Annotated in this window: 14 protein-coding genes; 4 read left to right on the top strand and 10 right to left on the bottom strand. The window is 70.7% G+C overall.

The genetic code is table 11. The features are described 5' to 3' along the window. Nucleotides 1–1,269, bottom strand: coding sequence for a CpaF family protein (locus ACOACQ_RS08435; protein ID WP_378607025.1), 1,269 nt, complete (start codon nt 1,267–1,269; stop codon nt 1–3). 197 nt (nt 1,270–1,466) lie between these two features. Here ACOACQ_RS08435 and ACOACQ_RS08430 point away from each other — a divergent pair, with 197 nt between their 5' ends. Further along, entirely contained in the window at nt 1,467–2,447 is a 981-nt protein-coding gene (locus ACOACQ_RS08430) for a matrixin family metalloprotease (RefSeq protein ID WP_378607028.1), read from the top strand. Nucleotides 2,448–2,464: 17 nt separating this feature from the next. Here ACOACQ_RS08430 and ACOACQ_RS08425 read toward each other — a convergent pair whose 3' ends face one another. Continuing rightward, nucleotides 2,465–2,884, bottom strand: coding sequence for a hypothetical protein (locus ACOACQ_RS08425; RefSeq protein WP_378607031.1), 420 nt, complete (start codon nt 2,882–2,884; stop codon nt 2,465–2,467). A gap of 88 nt (nt 2,885–2,972) precedes the next feature. Here ACOACQ_RS08425 and ACOACQ_RS08420 point away from each other — a divergent pair, with 88 nt between their 5' ends. Next, complete coding sequence (locus ACOACQ_RS08420) at nt 2,973–3,650, top strand: helix-turn-helix transcriptional regulator (RefSeq protein WP_378607034.1); 678 nt, start codon at nt 2,973–2,975, stop codon at nt 3,648–3,650. Continuing rightward, nucleotides 3,647–3,808: a hypothetical protein gene (locus ACOACQ_RS08415; protein WP_378607037.1), complete on the top strand. Its 162-nt coding sequence runs from the start codon at nt 3,647–3,649 to the stop codon at nt 3,806–3,808. The genes ACOACQ_RS08420 and ACOACQ_RS08415 overlap by 4 nt, the downstream gene beginning before the upstream one ends. Before the next feature lie 3 nt (nt 3,809–3,811). On the opposite strand, the gene ACOACQ_RS08410 is transcribed toward ACOACQ_RS08415, so the two are convergent. Then, nucleotides 3,812–5,644: a neutral/alkaline non-lysosomal ceramidase N-terminal domain-containing protein gene (locus tag ACOACQ_RS08410; RefSeq protein ID WP_420288048.1), complete on the bottom strand. Its 1,833-nt coding sequence runs from the start codon at nt 5,642–5,644 to the stop codon at nt 3,812–3,814. A 104-nt stretch (nt 5,645–5,748) separates the two neighbouring features. On the opposite strand from ACOACQ_RS08410, the gene ACOACQ_RS08405 reads away from it, so the two are divergent. Then, on the top strand, nt 5,749–6,516 hold the full coding sequence (locus tag ACOACQ_RS08405; RefSeq protein WP_420288047.1) for a class I SAM-dependent methyltransferase: 768 nt from the start codon (nt 5,749–5,751) through the stop codon (nt 6,514–6,516). Between the two features lie 7 nt (nt 6,517–6,523). On the opposite strand, the gene ACOACQ_RS08400 is transcribed toward ACOACQ_RS08405, so the two are convergent. From ACOACQ_RS08400 to ACOACQ_RS08370, 7 genes are all read right to left on the bottom strand, one after another. After that, on the bottom strand, nt 6,524–7,144 hold the full coding sequence (locus tag ACOACQ_RS08400) for a MazG nucleotide pyrophosphohydrolase domain-containing protein (protein ID WP_420288046.1): 621 nt from the start codon (nt 7,142–7,144) through the stop codon (nt 6,524–6,526). A gap of 2 nt (nt 7,145–7,146) precedes the next feature. Next, nucleotides 7,147–7,884 (bottom strand): hypothetical protein, encoded by a 738-nt coding sequence (locus ACOACQ_RS08395; protein ID WP_378607055.1) that lies wholly within the window; start codon nt 7,882–7,884, stop codon nt 7,147–7,149. 2 nt (nt 7,885–7,886) lie between these two features. After that, complete coding sequence (mfd, locus tag ACOACQ_RS08390) at nt 7,887–11,420, bottom strand: transcription-repair coupling factor (RefSeq protein ID WP_420288045.1); 3,534 nt, start codon at nt 11,418–11,420, stop codon at nt 7,887–7,889. Nucleotides 11,421–11,570: 150 nt separating this feature from the next. After that, nucleotides 11,571–12,914, bottom strand: coding sequence for a serpin family protein (locus ACOACQ_RS08385; RefSeq protein ID WP_420288044.1), 1,344 nt, complete (start codon nt 12,912–12,914; stop codon nt 11,571–11,573). Between the two features lie 35 nt (nt 12,915–12,949). Next, nucleotides 12,950–13,396 (bottom strand): DUF3817 domain-containing protein, encoded by a 447-nt coding sequence (locus tag ACOACQ_RS08380; RefSeq protein WP_420288043.1) that lies wholly within the window; start codon nt 13,394–13,396, stop codon nt 12,950–12,952. Next, nucleotides 13,393–14,199, bottom strand: coding sequence for a siderophore-interacting protein (locus ACOACQ_RS08375; RefSeq protein ID WP_420288042.1), 807 nt, complete (start codon nt 14,197–14,199; stop codon nt 13,393–13,395). Before ACOACQ_RS08375 ends, ACOACQ_RS08380 begins: the two co-directional genes overlap by 4 nt. Nucleotides 14,200–14,255: 56 nt before the next feature. Beyond that, the gene (locus tag ACOACQ_RS08370; RefSeq protein ID WP_378596840.1) at nt 14,256–15,029 is read right to left on the bottom strand and encodes an isoprenyl transferase; all 774 of its coding nucleotides are present in this window, start codon (nt 15,027–15,029) and stop codon (nt 14,256–14,258) included. Nucleotides 15,030–15,174: the final 145 nt, after the last annotated feature.

The raw sequence follows: 15,174 nt of genomic DNA, 5'->3' as shown, positions 1-15,174 counted from the left end.
TCACCCGGCCTCGTGGAGGAGCCTGGCGATGTCGATGCCGACACGTTCGAACTGGTCGAGTCGTGGCGGCAGCCCGATCCCGCGCCGCAGCTGGCCATCGCGCCACTCGAAGACCGACTCCGTCTCGATGACGTCGCCCTCCATCCGCCCCGGTACGGCGACGATCTCCCGCACCTGACGAGCGCCGCGCGGGTCGAGCGCGAGGTGCACGACGAGGTCGATGGATGCTGCCACCGTCGGTACGACGAAGCGTGCCGAGATGTTCTCTCCGGCCAGCAGCGGCAGCGTGCATGCCTTGGTCAGTGCCTCGCGCGCGCTGTTGGCGTGCAGGGTGCACATCCCGGGCAACCCCGCGTTGAGCGCGAGCAGCAGGTCGAGGCACTCCTCGGCCCGCACCTCGCCCACGATCAGCCGACTGGGCCGCATCCGGAGGGACTCCTTGACGAGCTCACGCAACCGGATCTCGCCCGTGCCCTCGAGGCCCTCCTGGCGGGTCTGCATCGCCACCCAGTCGGGATGCGGGAAGCGGATCTCGAACACCTCCTCGGCCGAGATCACCCGCTCCCCGCCGGGGATCGCTGCGGCCAGGCAGTTGAGCATCGTGGTCTTGCCGGCCTGCGTCCCGCCGACGACGAGGATGTTCAGCCCCGCCCGGACGGACGCCTCGAGGAACTGCGCCGACGCGGGCGTCAGGGTGCCGAGCTCGACGAGGTCGGAGAGACGGCTGGCCCGCACCACGAACTTGCGGATGTTGACAGCAGAGAAGCCGCGCGAGATTCCCTGGAGGACGACGTGCAGTCGGTGCCCGGCGGGCAGCATCGCGTCGACGAACGGGCGGCTGAGGTCGATCCGGCGCCCGGTCGACTTCAGCATCCGCTCGACCAGCTCGGTCACCTGCGCCTCGGTGAGGACGAGGTTGGTCAGCTCGTGTCGTCCGTGGCGCGCGACGAAGACCCGGTCCGGGCTGTTGATCCAGACCTCCTCGACGGTCGGGTCGTCGAGGAGTGGCTGCAGCGGCCCGAAGCCGGCGACCCGCGCCACCAGCTCCGCGACGAGTGCCTCGGGATGCGCCACCGGCGCCACGACGCCCGTGAGGCTGCGCTCGTCATGGACGCGCACGAGGTCGGTGGCGTGGCGTCGTACGGCGGCGATCTCGCGCTGCGGATCGATCCCGTCGCGTCGCACGACGGCACGCAGCTCCTCGTCGAGGCGTGCGACCACGTCGTCGGACGCAGGTGCCGACACGACCGGTGGCTGAAGCAGGGCCATGGCGGCTCCCCGAGATGAGATGGCGTGGCTGGCTGAACGGTAAGGCACGCCGCTGCCCGGTGGGTAGGGCCGTCCATCCCGCCCTGTGGAGAACGGGCCTCGCGCTGGCCTTCCACTCCCCACCGAGCAGGCATACGATCGATGGGTTGCGAGCTCGGCGCAACGCGGGAAACCCGTCCAGCGCCGAGGGGTCCGACATGGCACCTTCACATCGCCGCCGCGCAGGGTCCATGGTGGCCGCTGCACTCGTCCTCGGTGCCGCCCTCGCGGCGCCACCGTCCGTGGCCGGCGACTCCGGCCGTGCCAAGCCTCCGTCTGCGGACGCCGAGCTGGCAGCCGCGATCGACGCACACATCGCTTCGGTGAATGAGGGGCTCGAAGCGCGGGGTGCGTCGATCCGGCTGCACTCGGCGGAGGCGTTCCTGCTCGGGAACGGCCTGTTCCGCGTCAGCAACCGGTTCAAGCGGTACTACGGCCAACGGTGGGTCCCCGGCGACGTACGACGGCAGGCGGACGGCAACCGTCTCACCTATCTCGTCGACCAGAGCGACGGTGCCACCTCGAGCGGCCTGACCAACGCCCAGACCGAGGCGGCCATCGACCGGGTGGCACGGACGTGGGCGGCGGAGGACTGCCTCGCCGAAGCGCCCCTGGTGAAGCGGGTGGACACCGGCGCCGATCCGGACGTCATCGACAGCGAGATCCTTCCTCTCGAGTACGAGGAGGGCAATCCGTTCCTGGCCGACATCACCTTCGCCGGCTGGTACCCGATCGAGCTGTTCATCACCTGGGCGCCGAGCGCCGAGGGCCGGATCCTTGCGTTCTCGGAGACCTACATCTTCTTCGACCCGGTGACCCTCACGCCGACCGACGTCAACGGCGACCGGTACCTCGACACGGCCCTCAACGAGGTCTACTTCAACGATGCGCTCGGCGACCCCGACGGCCCGTTCCCCACGCGGCCCTGGGCCATCGACCCTCCCCTCGAGGGTCCGGAGTTCGACGTCGAGACGATCGCCCTGCACGAGATGGGCCACTCGCTGGGCCTGGGCCACTTCGGGCCGGCGCCGCTGGCCATCATGAACCCGATACCGCCCCGAACCGCCGAGCCGCCGCACACCTACCCGGCCGACAGCTCGGCGATCTGCTCGCTCTATGCGAGTTGGCCCCGGCCCTAGGCATCATCCAGGAGCGTTCAGTCGCGCGAACGACCCCAGGCCAGCAGCGTGAGGGCAGCAGCACCGGCGAGCAGGCCGAAGTCACGGAGTGCGACGTCGTAGAACTCGCCCATCGTGACCAGGTTGAGGATGATCCCGGCGAGCCAGACCGCGACGAGGGGTCCACCGAACTTCGGTGCCACGGCGACGACGACGCCGGCGACGATCTCGATGACGCCGACGGCGAGCATCGCCTGATGGGCGGAGCCGGGCACGAGGTCGTTGACCCAGGGCGCAAGGTACTGGTCCCACTCGGTGAGGACCTCGGCGAACTTGTCGAGGCCGAACGCGATCGGCGCGATCGTGAAGACCGAACGCAGCAGCAGGAACGCCCCTTCGGCACCGACCAACGCGGGTCGCGTGGCCGTGGGGTGGGTTGAGTCGTGGGTGGTGGTCATGGCGTCACTCCTTCTAAAGTAGATTGTTTTCCCATTTAGACTCCCTCCATGCTCTTGTGTCAAGTCATTTCTGTTTTAGACTGCGCACGTGGACCTCACCTCCGGTGCAACCGCGATCGGCGCGCTCGCCGACGACACCCGACGCGCCCTCTACGAGTACGTCGCCGGGCAGTCGGACGCGGTCGGGCGCGACGAGGCGGCCGACGCCGTCGGGCTGGCCAAGCACACGGTGAGCTTCCACCTCGATCGACTCGCGACCGAAGGCTTGCTCGAGGTCGAGTTCCGCCGGCTCACCGGCCGGTCCGGCCCGGGTGCCGGTCGGCCGAGCAAGCTCTACCGTCGCTCCCGACAGGAGTTCTCAGTGTCGCTGCCGCCGCGACGCTACGACCTGGTCGGCGACATCCTCGCGGCCGCGGTCGGACGCGCGGCGGGGGGCGAGGACCTCGACACCGCATTGACCGCGTGCGCCCAGGACGAGGGACGGGCCGTGGCCGGCCAGGCTGTGGGCATGCCGAGCTCTCCCGCCCTCGGGGACCTTGCCGAGGTGCTGGCGACCCAGGGGTACGAGCCGACGCTCGAGCCGGCGGCCGTCGTACTCGCGAACTGTCCGTTCGATGCGCTCGCCCAGAAGCACACCGAAGTCGTGTGCGGGCTGAACCAGTCGTTCGTCCAGGGTGTTGCGGACGGCCTGGGCTGTGCGGGGGCCGTGGCGCACCTCGAACCGGATCCGGAGCGATGCTGCGTCACGGTGCGGACGGGTCCGTGACCGAGGCGCGCGATGCCCTCGACCGCTGGATCGCCTCCGGCGGTCACTGGGACGTGCTCGCCGAGAACGGCGGCCAGGTCACCGTCGGGCTGTTCACCTGCGACGGCGGCGAGGAGATGGAGCGGGTCACCCTGCTCCGCGACGAACTGCCCGAATGACCGTCAGGACACGGTGATCGGCGGGGTCGTCGCCTCGGTGCGGCCGACGTAGGTGATCCGGTAGGCACCCGGCTCCCCAGCAACCCAGGTGATGTCCGCACGGAAGCGCAGCCGCCGGTCGCGGTGCCAGGTGATCGTGGTCGTGGTCGACGCGTCGTCGGCCACCTGCTCCCAGCCGCTCGCTGTCTGGCGTTCCACCCTCAGGTACGTCGGCCGCAGCACGGCGTTCGGGTGGTCCGCGTCGTACGACGCCGTGATGGTCTCGCCACTGCGCGCGGTCGTCGGCGCTGACCGCACCGCCACCGGACCCGGGCGCGCGATGCGCGGTGACCCGACGGGGCTGGCCAGCCGCAACCTGTGTGGTCGGGGCGGGGTGCCCGGATCGACGGCGACACCATCGCGCAGGGCACGGGCCAGGTCGACGAAGGCCTCTCGCAACGCCTCGAGCTCGTGGCGGCCGAAGACGGTTGCACCGCCCTCGTACAGCTGTTCGTCGTACTCCTCGGGGGTGGTGACGTAGTGCCCGTAGCCGTTGGCATAGCCCTGCAGCAGCACCGCATCGACGTCGACGCCGAGCTCGGCGGCCACGGCACGACGGATCCGGAGCCCCGCCACCACGGTCACCTCCATCGGCAGGCAGACCAGGTACAGCTGGCCCCAGCGCATCAGCTGGAGGAGGTAGGTCTCCTGTGCCCAGCGCAGCTGGCCGATCGGGAGGAAGAGATCCTTCGGCGCCTGTGCACGCGCCACCTCCGGTCGGAGCCGGTAGACCCAGCTGGTGATCCGCTCGGGCACCGGGTTCCGCTTGCCCTCGTCGAACAGCGGCGATCCCGGACCGTCCGTGAGCTTGCCGGCGGCGAAGCTGGCGCCCAGGATCGCGCGGCCGGTGCGGCCCGTCGAGGTCGGCACCCCGGCCAACCGGAGGTACCGGTGGCGCACGTCGATGGACGGCGCGAGTTCCTCACCATCGACCGCCGCGAGCGCCTGGGCAGCCGCCAGCTGCCGACCGCCGATGATCGCGGTGTTCTCGCGCTCGTCGTCGGTCGGTCCCTTGCCCGGGAGCAGGTCGAGGTTCGGGGAGAGGTCACCGGCGTTGGTCTGCGCGAACGCAGTGACCAGCTCGGGCGCGACACCCTGCGGATCCGCGCCGGACTGCTCCCACGCATACGCCGCCCACCCCTTGTTGTCGGCGCTGATCAGGCAGTTGCGGTTGGTCATCGACGTGTTGTGCACAGCGAACCAGTGGACGGCTCCGACGAGGCCGCCGTCGCGTTCGAAGCGCAGCAACGTGGTGGCCGGGTCGATCCCGTCGGGGAACAGCGCTCGCTCGTCGACCGGGTCGCGGTCGAACGCAGCCTGGGCACGGTTGGCGCTCGCGTCGGTGAGTGTGCCGCGGGTCAGGACGGCGGTCGTGGGTGCGACGTCGGCGTCCGCACGCTCGATCGCCTCCACGACGCCGTCCACCAGGCGCTGGAAGGTGCGGCCGTGGTGGCCGACGGTGGTGATGTTGTAGAGCAGGTCGTGCCCGTGGCCGCCGGGTCCGCAGTGCGTGTGCGTGGCGGTGAGGACGACATTGCCCGGGCCGTAGGTGTCTCCGAACCGCTCGCGCAGTCGCTCATGGACGGCAGCGACCCCGGCCTGGAAGAACATCCCGATGTCGGCGACCACGAAGGCCACCCGCCGGGTGCCGTCATCGAGCACGAAGGCGCGGGCGTACTGCCGCGACAGGATCCCGTTGCTGCGCTGGTCGGGCATTCCGTAGCCCATCATCGCGACGCCCCAGGGCTCGCCCGTCACGTCGGCGATCCCTCGCCCGACCAACCATCCGTTGCTCACGGGCGGACGCTATCGGACCCTCCCCGCCAGGTTGATTGATATCAATCAACCTGCGCAGGGCATGACCGGTGGACACCCACCGCCGATCGTCCGATCATCGACGGATGGCCCTCTTCGCGGTCTCCGCCACCGCCTACGCCCGGTTCATGGGCAGGTTCTCCAGCCCCTTGGGCCCACCCTTCGCCGACCTGGGCCTGGCAGGTGTCGCCCCCACCGGAAGCGTCCTGGACGTCGGGTGCGGGCCGGGCATGCTCACCACCGAGCTGGCGCGTCGCCACGGCGCGACCAACGTCGCGGCCGTCGACCCCGTGGAGACCTTCGTCGAGGCGACCGCGGCAACCGTCGTCGGGGCCGACGTCCGGCTGGCGAAGGCCGAGGCGTTGCCCTTCGCCGACGCCACCTTCGACGCGGTCCTCGCCCAGCTGGTCGTCCACTTCATGCGTGACCCCGCGGCCGGGATAGCGGAGATGGCACGGGTCACCCGACCCGGCGGCCGGGTCAGCGCCTGCGTCTGGGACCACGCCGGCGGCACCGGTCCCCTGACGTCGTTCTGGGAGGTCGCGAAGCGCGCCGACCCGACGACGGCTGACGAGGGCGACCTGCCCGGCACTGCGTCGGGACAGCTCGCCGCCCTGCTCGACGGCGCCTCACTCCACGAGGTCGTCGAGACGTCACTGGACGTCGAGGTCTCGTTCGCGACGTTCGACGAGTGGTGGGAGCCCTTCACCCTCGGCGTCGGACCGGCGGGCCAGCACGTCGCGAACCTGGACGATGACGGGCGGGCGCTGCTGGTGGAGATGCTTCGCGCGGAGCTCGGCGAGGGCCCGTTCACCGTCCGGGCCAGCGCGTGGGCGGCCACGGGGCTCCGCTGAGGAGCACCTACAACCGCTTGCGTACGACGTCCCGCAGCGCCTGCTCGGGATCGACACCCGCGGCACGCGACTCGGCCACCAGCGCCAGCAGGCGTTCTCCGATGTCCTCGGCGGCCGGATCGACATCGGCCGGTTCACCCTCGCGGGCCAGTCGCTCGAGCACCTTGTCGGCGTACAACAACGCGGGGAGGGCGGACGGCAGCCCCTCGGCCACGGCGGCCTTCGCACGCTCGGTCGCCTTGACCTGCTGCCACACCTCATTGACTGCCTCAGCGTCCAGGGCCTGGTCGTCCGCCCGCGGAGCGAACACGTGCGGGTTGCGCCGCCGCATCTTGGCGGTGATGCCCTCGGCGACGTCGGCCAGGTCGAAGTCGCCACGCTCCTCCGCGATCACGGCATGGAAGACCACCTGCAGCAGCACGTCGCCGAGCTCCTCGGCCAGGTGCGACCAGTCCCCCGACACCTCACCGGCGTCGATCGCGTCGACGGTCTCGTAGGTCTCCTCGAGGAGGTAGCGGACCAGCGAGCGGTGGGTCTGCTCCTGCTTCCACGGGCATTCGGCCCGCAACCGGCGCATCACGGCCACGAACTCGGCAACGGCCGAGGAGGAGTCCGGGCCGGCCGACACGGTCAGGCTCCCGGCACCGCGGGCGCCGGCGGCGTTTCAGGTCCGCAGCGCTGGTCGGCCGGAAGCGCGTTGACCTGTTCGGCCGTCAGCTTGCTGGTGTCGACCACCGAGCCGGCTTCCTGGCTGACCGGGATCGAGAGCGCGTCGCCGTCGAAGTAGCCGGTCTCGGGGTTGTACTCGCCGAACACGGGGTTCAGCTCCGGCTCGTGCTCCGCCAGCCAGTCGTCGGCGATCGAGACGCCGACGTTGATGGCCTGCTCGCCGGACACGGACTGGCCCGTCTCCTTGAGCACGGTCGCGGCTCCGACCTTCTCGGCGGTCGTCGACAACCGCAGCTGCACCCAGGTCAGCCATTCGAACGAGTCGTAGTTGTCGTCGTCGACCTCGCCCAGCTCCATCCACAGTCCTTCGACCGTCGAGCGGTCGATCGCCTCGGGCGGCAGCGACAGGCCCATCTCCGTGGCGAGCGAGTCGATGGCGACCGCGCGCGTCCAGCCCTGGGCGAACTGACCGCGCACCAGCGCCGTCGGGACGGCGGAGAACTGCTCGTTGCTGGCGAGCAGGTCGCAGTAGTCCTCGACGGCCTGGTCGACCTGGCTCAGCTCGAGGGTCTGGCCATCCACCTCGGCGGCCACGCCCGGCCGGGCACCGTCGTCGGTCAGGCCACAGCCGGCCGCCATCAACGCCACCGCCGCGAGGGCAGCAGCCGTCCGGAAGGTCACTGGGCTGGGAGGACGCACGCTTACTCCTTGGGATCGATGACCGAGTCGATGACCAGTCGAGCCCATTCAAGCAGGGCGATCCCCTCGAGCGGGCGCCCCGTCTGCCCGGGAGTGCCGGGGCGTGGCACGAGGATCGTCTCCAGCTGGCTCTTGACGATCGACTTCGGGAACATCCGGTTCAGCCTGATCGTCCGTGACTCCGGGAGCACGACGGGCGCGAACCGCACGTTCTTGCCGACCGTCGAGATCTCGCGGATGCCGGCAGCGCGCACCCGCGCGCGGAACCGGGCCACCAGCAGCAACGCCGAGACCTGCTCCGGCGGCTCGCCGTACCGGTCGTCGAGCTCGGCGATGATCTCGTCCACGTCGGCGTCGGTGCGGACCTCGGCCAGGCGCTTGTACATCTCCAGCCGCAACCGCTCGCTGGGGATGTAGTCGTGCGGCAGGTGGGCCTCGACCGGCAGCTCGATGCGCACCTCCTCCAGCACCTCGGGAGCGCCGCCGTCGTCGCGGAAGTCGCGCACCGCCTCGCCGACCAGCCGGACGTAGAGGTCGAAGCCGACGTCGGCGATGTGGCCGGACTGCTCGCCGCCGAGCAGGTTGCCCGCACCACGGATCTCGAGGTCCTTCATCGCGATCGCCATGCCGCCACCGAGGTCGGAGTGCTGCGCCAGGGTGGCGAGCCGCTCATGCGCGGTCTCGGTGAGCGGCTTCTCGGTCGGGTAGAGGAAGTACGCGTAGGCACGCTCCCGGGAGCGACCCACCCGGCCACGCAGCTGGTGGAGCTGGCTCAGGCCGAGCGTGTCGGCGCGCTCGATGATCATCGTGTTGGCGTTGGAGACGTCGAGACCCGACTCGACGATCGTCGTACAGACCAGGACGTCGAAGCGCTTCTCCCAGAAGTCGAGCATCACCTGCTCGAGCTGGTGCTCGCCCATCTGGCCGTGGGCGGTGGCGACCCGCGCATCGGGGATGAGCTCGCGCAGCTTGGCGGCGGCCTTCTCGATCGAGTTCACCCGGTTGTGGATGTAGAAGACCTGGCCGTCGCGCAACAGCTCGCGACGAACGGCGGCGACGACCTGGCGGTCCTCGTAGCCGCCGACGTACGTCAGCACCGGGTGGCGTTCCTCGGGCGGCGTGGTGATCGTCGACATCTCGCGGATGCCGGTGATCGCCATCTCGAGCGTGCGCGGGATCGGCGTCGCGCTCATCGACAGCACGTCGACCGAGGTGCGCAGCCGCTTCATCGCTTCCTTGTGCTCGACACCGAAGCGCTGCTCCTCGTCGACGATGATCAGGCCGAGGTCCTTGAACCGGATGTCCGCGTTGAACAGGCGGTGGGTGCCGACCACGACGTCGACGGTGCCGTCGGTCAGGCCGGCCATCACGGCCGCCGCTTCCTTGTCGGTCTGGAACCGGCTCAACGGCTTGAGGTTGATCGGGAAGCCGCTCATCCGCTCGCTGAACGTCGCGAGGTGCTGGCTGACGAGCAGCGTCGTCGGCACGAGGACGGCGACCTGCTTGCCGTCCTGCACCGCCTTGAACGCAGCCCGTACGGCGATCTCGGTCTTGCCGTAGCCGACGTCGCCGCAGACCAGCCGGTCCATCGGCACCGTCCGCTCCATGTCGCCCTTGACCTCGTCGACGGTGGTCAGCTGGTCCGGCGTCTCGTGGAACGGGAAGGCGTCCTCGAGCTCGCGCTGCCACGGGGTGTCCGGTCCGAAGGCGTGGCCCTTGGTGGCCTGCCGGGCGGCGTACAGCTTGATCAGCTCCGCGGCGATCTCGCGGACCGCCTTGCGTGCGCGGTTCTTCCGCTTGGTCCAGTCGCCGCCACCGAGCCGGTCGAGGCTGGGCTGCTCGCCACCGACGTACCGGGTGATCTGGTCGAGGGTGTCGGCGGGGACGTAGAGCCGGTCCGGCGGGCCGCCGCGCTTCGAGGGCCCGTACTCGAGCAGCAGGTACTCACGGACCGCCCCGTGCACCTCACGCTGCTTCATCTCGACGAAGCGTCCGACGCCGTGCTGCTCGTGGACGACGTAGTCGCCGGCCTTCAGCTCGAGCGGATCGATCTGCTTCTTGCGGCGCACCGGCATGGCGCCCTTGTCGCGCATGGACGCCTTGCTGCCGACGATGTCCTCACCGGTGAGGACGACCAGCCGACGTCCGTCGTCGACGAGGCCGTGGCCGAGCGCACCACAGGTGACGGTCACGACGGCGGCGTCGAGCGGGTCCCCGGCGTCGATGTCCTCGACGAAGCGGGCCGGGACGTCGCGCTCCCCCAGTGCCTCGACCATCCGGTGGGCGGGGCCGTGCCCGGCGTGGACGACGACGACGGCCTGGCCGTCGGCGTGCCAGCGGGCGATGTCGACGAACGCCTTCTCCACGTCGCCGCGGTACGACGGCGCGGCCTGCGCGCCCAGTGCCTGGTCGGGCGCATCGGCGTCAGCGTCACCGTCGAGCCCGAACGGGCTGAACGTCCACCAGCTCTGGCCGAGTCCCCGCGCGTGACTGCGCACGTCACCCAGCGACTGGTACGACGCCGCCTGCAGGTCGATCGGCGCCTGGCCGCCGACGGCGGCAGTCGCCCACGAGGCCGCGAGGAACTCCTCGCTGGTGGCCACCAGGTCGTGCGCCCGGGCGCGGGCACGCTCGGGGTCGAGCACGAGGACCTGGGTGTTGGCGGGCAGCAGGTCGACCAGCAGCTCGAGCTCGTCGACGAGCACGGGGATCAGGGCCTCCATGCCCTCGACCGCCATGCCCTGCGCGATCTTGTCGGTGATCTCGAGCAGCTGCGGGTGCTTGCGGCCGAGCTCGACGGCGCGGGCACGGACGTCGTCGGTGAGCAGCAGCTCGCGACACGGCGGGGCCCAGAGCCGCTCGACCGCGGCAATGGTGCGCTGGTCGGCGACCGCGAAGGAGCGGATCTCCTCGACCTCCTCGCCCCAGAACTCCACGCGCAGCGGGTGCTCCTCGGTGGGCGGGAAGACGTCGACGATGCCGCCACGCACGGCGAACTCGCCGCGCTTCTCGACCAGGTCGACCCGGGAGTACGCAGCGCCGATCAGGCCGGCCACGACCTCGTCGAGGTCGGCGGTGCCCCCCACCGCGAGCTCCACCGGCGTCAGGTCGCCGAGGCCCTTGACCTGCGGCTGGAGCATCGAACGCACGGGCGCGACGATCACGTTGACCGGGCCGGTCGCCGCATCCGTGCCCGGGTGGCAGAGCCGGCGCAGCACCGCGAGCCGGCGACCGACGGTGTCGCTGCGCGGGCTCAGGCGCTCGTGCGGGAGGGTCTCCCAGCTCGGGTAGTAGGCGACGCCGGTCGGGTCGAGCAGGTCACCCAGCTCGGCGACGAGCTGCTCCGCCTCGCGGGTGGTGGCGGTGACCACGAGGAGCGGCCGTCCGGCACGCGCCAGTCCCGCGGCCAGGAACGGCCGCAGGGCCTCCGGACCGGTGAGCTCACCGGTGGGTGAGCTCGCGCCAGCAGCCTCGGCGAGGGCCGAGGCGAGGGGCGGGTCGGCAAGGACGGCGTCGGCGAGGCCGGCGAGACGCATGGGGGCACGCTTTCGTGGAAGGCAACACAAGCGCCCCCGGTCAGGATCGACAGGGGGTGATGGGCGCCAGCCTACGGCCCCGCACCGACAGCCCGGAGGTCGAGGAGGTTGCGCAGCAACCGTCTCGGGACCCCTCGTCGACCAACGGGCCTACGACGGATCGACGACCCGGCCCACGAACAACGGCGCATGGTGGTCGAGGTCGTGGATGACGAAGAGGAACGGGCGGTCGACCGTGAACGCCTCGGTGACCAGTGCCGACTCGGTGCGGATGACGACGGCCGTCGCAGCGGCCGCCTCCGTGCCCTCCTCGTCGACGGCGATGAAGCCCTGGTGCAGGACGGCCGCGATGTGCAGCGGCAGGTCCTCGTCGGTCATCGGGGTGAAGTCGGCCTGGCCGTCGATGAACGCGGTCGGCATGCCGATCTCCTTGAGCAGGTCGCCCAGTGGAGCGTCGGTGCGGAAGGTCCACTTCGGCAGCGTCAGATTCACTGCGGCCAGCGATCCTTCCGGCGTCAGTGCGCCGAGGCCGTCCTTCACGATGCTCGCCTCCACTGCCTCGAACCTTCCCTTGTCGGGCAGCACGATGGTCATCGCCAGCTTCCGGCCGGCGTACGGCACGACGACGCCGCGCCAGCCGTCACCGTTGACCAACGGAGCGGACAGGTCCGGCTTGTTCATCATGTCGACGTCGACGCTGGAGCCGTCGACCTTCGTGAACTTCCCCTTGACCGTGGCGGCCTTCTCGAACGGCTGCTCCCAGGGCGCCTTGAGGTAGATCGCGTTGACCAGCACGAGCCGGGTCAGGTTGTCGAGCACGCCTTCGGGGATCAGGTCGACGATGCGGTCATGGGTCTGGTCCTCGACCCAGCTGTTGATCAGCGTCCGGGCTTCCTCGGCCGCGGTCTCGAAGTCGACCGCGCGCAGCCCGGCGCCGTACTCCTTGGCGATCAGGTCGAGGAACTCCGCCTCCCAGCCGACGTCCTTCTGCCCGAACAACTGGTTGGCCGTGGCGAGGGCCAGCTCGGCGTCCGAGCCGTCCACCCGCTTCTGCTTGCCGGCCAGCCCGTCGACGTACGACGTCAACGCGTTCACGCCCTTGTGCCAGCGGTCGCCGAGGTCCCCGGCTCCGAGCACGTCGCGCATCTCCTCGGCGGTCTTCCCGGCGGCACCCACCAGGGTCATCCCGAGGGCGACCAGGACGGAGTACGGCGAGAAGACCAGGTTGCCCGGCTTGGCGGCGATGCCGCCGTACAGGTCACCGGCGAGGGCCTGGAGTCCGACCACCACGTCCTCGAGGACGGTGAAGTCCCCGGGCACCCGCTTCACGTCGGAGGCGACCAGCTGGATGCCGTCGGCGTCCGCGCCACCCGGCTTCAGACCGGGCTCCTCATCGCTGGCACAGGCCGTCAGCGCGGTGGCGCCGCTGAGGGCAGCAAGTCCGAGCAGGCCGAAGCGGAGGGTGTCACGTCGCGCAATGCTGAACGGGCTCATGGTCGTACGACGCTAGCGCGCCGCGCGTGGTTCCGTCAGGAGCCGGGCGGGCCCACGACCAGCGCGACGCCGGTCAGTGCGGCAACCGCGACGAGGCCGACCGCGGCACCGCGCAGGGGGTTGCGCAGCACCCAGGCCACGACCCGGTCGGGCAACGAGGACCCGGCACCCGCCGGCAGCCGCCAGGCGTCGCCGAGCCAGCCCTTGCGGATCGCCCACCACTCGAGCGGCAGCGTCGCCAGCGGCGGTACGGCGGCGACCAGGGCGAGCAGGCCACGTCCCGCCGACCAGCGTCGGTCGACCCACACGACCAGCGTCACGACGACGTACGCAATGAAGACGACGCCGTGGGCCATGCCGAAGATCCGGACGCCGGTCTCGTTGTCGGCAGGGCCGTACTTGAGGAACATGCCGAACAGCAGGCCGGTCCAGGTGATCGCCTCGGCGATCGCGACGGTGCGGAACAAGCGGGTGGGGGTCATGCCTGACTCTCCTCAGCGCGGGCGAGCTCGGCCTTCCACTCCCGGAAGGCCTCTTCGGTGCGGCCCTGTCGCCAGTAGCCGGAGATGGAGACGTCGGCACGCGGCACGGCGCGTTCCTTGAGCAGGTACGGCCGGATCTCGTGCATCACCGCCTGCGCCTCGCCGTGCACGAACGCGTGCACGCGGCCCTCGCGCCACGGCAGGGCACGGACGGCGTCGGCCAGTCCGGAGTGGCCCGGGTCGGTGCGGTGCAGCCAGGTCAGTACGACGCCCGCGGGCGTCGCCACCTCCTGCTCGTACGACGGCCCGTCGACCTGCAGCACGACGTACCCCTGGGCGTCGGCCGGCAGCGCCGCGAGGGACTGCCGGATCGCAGGGATCGCTGCCTCGTCGCCGGCGAACAGGTGCCAGTCCGCGGTCGGATCGGGGTTGTAGGCGCCATTGGGCCCACGGACGTGGATGGTGTCGCCCGGCTGCGCGGCCGTGGCCCACGGACCCGCGACACCCTCGTCGCCGTGGACGACGAAGTCGACGGACAGGGTGCCGGCGGCCACGTCGGGCGCGATCACGCTGTACGTCCGCATCGTCGGGCGCTGCCCCTGCGCGAGCAGGGCCGGGTCACCGAAGATGAACTTCATGTAGCGGTCGGTCCAGTCGCTGCCCGCGAAGCCGGCGAGGTCGCCGCTGAACCGGATCCGGACCATCCCGGGGCTGAGCTGTTCCTTGCCCTCGACGGACAGCAGGGTGACCGGCTGCGGTGCCTTGGCGGGCTTCTCCGGTGGGGCAGGGGGCGTGGTGCTCACGCGGGCGAGCCTAACGACCGCGTGGTCGTCCGGACCGGGCCGGTCGAGCCGGGACCTCAGGTGCCGTGGCGCCGGTCACGCAGCGCGTAGGCCCGGATGGCGCGCAGGAAGTCGACGCGACGGAAGTCGGGCCAGTACGCCTCACAGAAGTAGAACTCCGACTTGGCGCTCTGCCAGAGCAGGAAGCCGCCGAGGCGCTGCTCACCGGACGTGCGGATCACGAGGTCCGGGTCCGGCTGGCCCTTGGTGTAGAGGTGTTCCTCGATGTGCTCGATGTCGATCATCTGCGCGAGCTCGTCGAGCGGCGTGCCCTTGGCGGCGTGCTCGGTCAACAGGGAGCGGACGGCGTCGGCGATCTCGCGGCGTCCGCCGTACGCGACAGCGACGTTGACGATCATGCCGTCGACGTCGGCGGTGGCGGCGGCAGCGGCCTTGAGCCGCTCCGCGGTCGACGCCGGGAGCAGGTCGAGCGCGCCGACCGGGTGGAGGCGCCAGCGGCGCTGGTCGGCGAGCGAGTCGACCGCGTCGGAGATGATCTCCAGGAGCGGTTCGAGCTCCCGCGCCGGACGGTTCAGGTTGTCGGTGGAGAGCAGCCAGAGGGTGACCACCTCGATACCGACCTCGTCGCACCACGTCAGCAGCGGCTCGATGTTGGCGGCCCCGACACGGTGGCCGTGAGCGGTGTCGCGGCCCACGGCCTTGGCCCAGCGACGGTTGCCGTCGAGCATCACGCCGATGTGCTTGGGCAGGTTGCCGGGCATCCGGCGAAGCATGCGTGCCTCGTAGGCGGGGTAGAGCACCCTGCGCACACCACGCTTCCAATCCGCCACCATCCGATCGTAGGCCACCCCGGCCCCGTCCCGGGACCACCTGATCGCGTGGCCGGGCCTTTCGGGTCAACCCACCGGCTGACACGATGGGCACGACGGGGTGGGAGCAACTCGGCTCCGCACCTCAGGAAACTTCGAGAGAGGG

The sequence above is a fragment of the Nocardioides sp. CPCC 206347 genome (assembly GCF_048654605.1).
In the GTDB taxonomy this organism is placed as follows: Bacteria; Actinomycetota; Actinomycetes; order Propionibacteriales; family Nocardioidaceae; genus Nocardioides.
The sequence above is the reverse complement of the archived record's forward strand: the minus strand, read 5'-3'. Positions and strand labels throughout refer to the sequence as shown.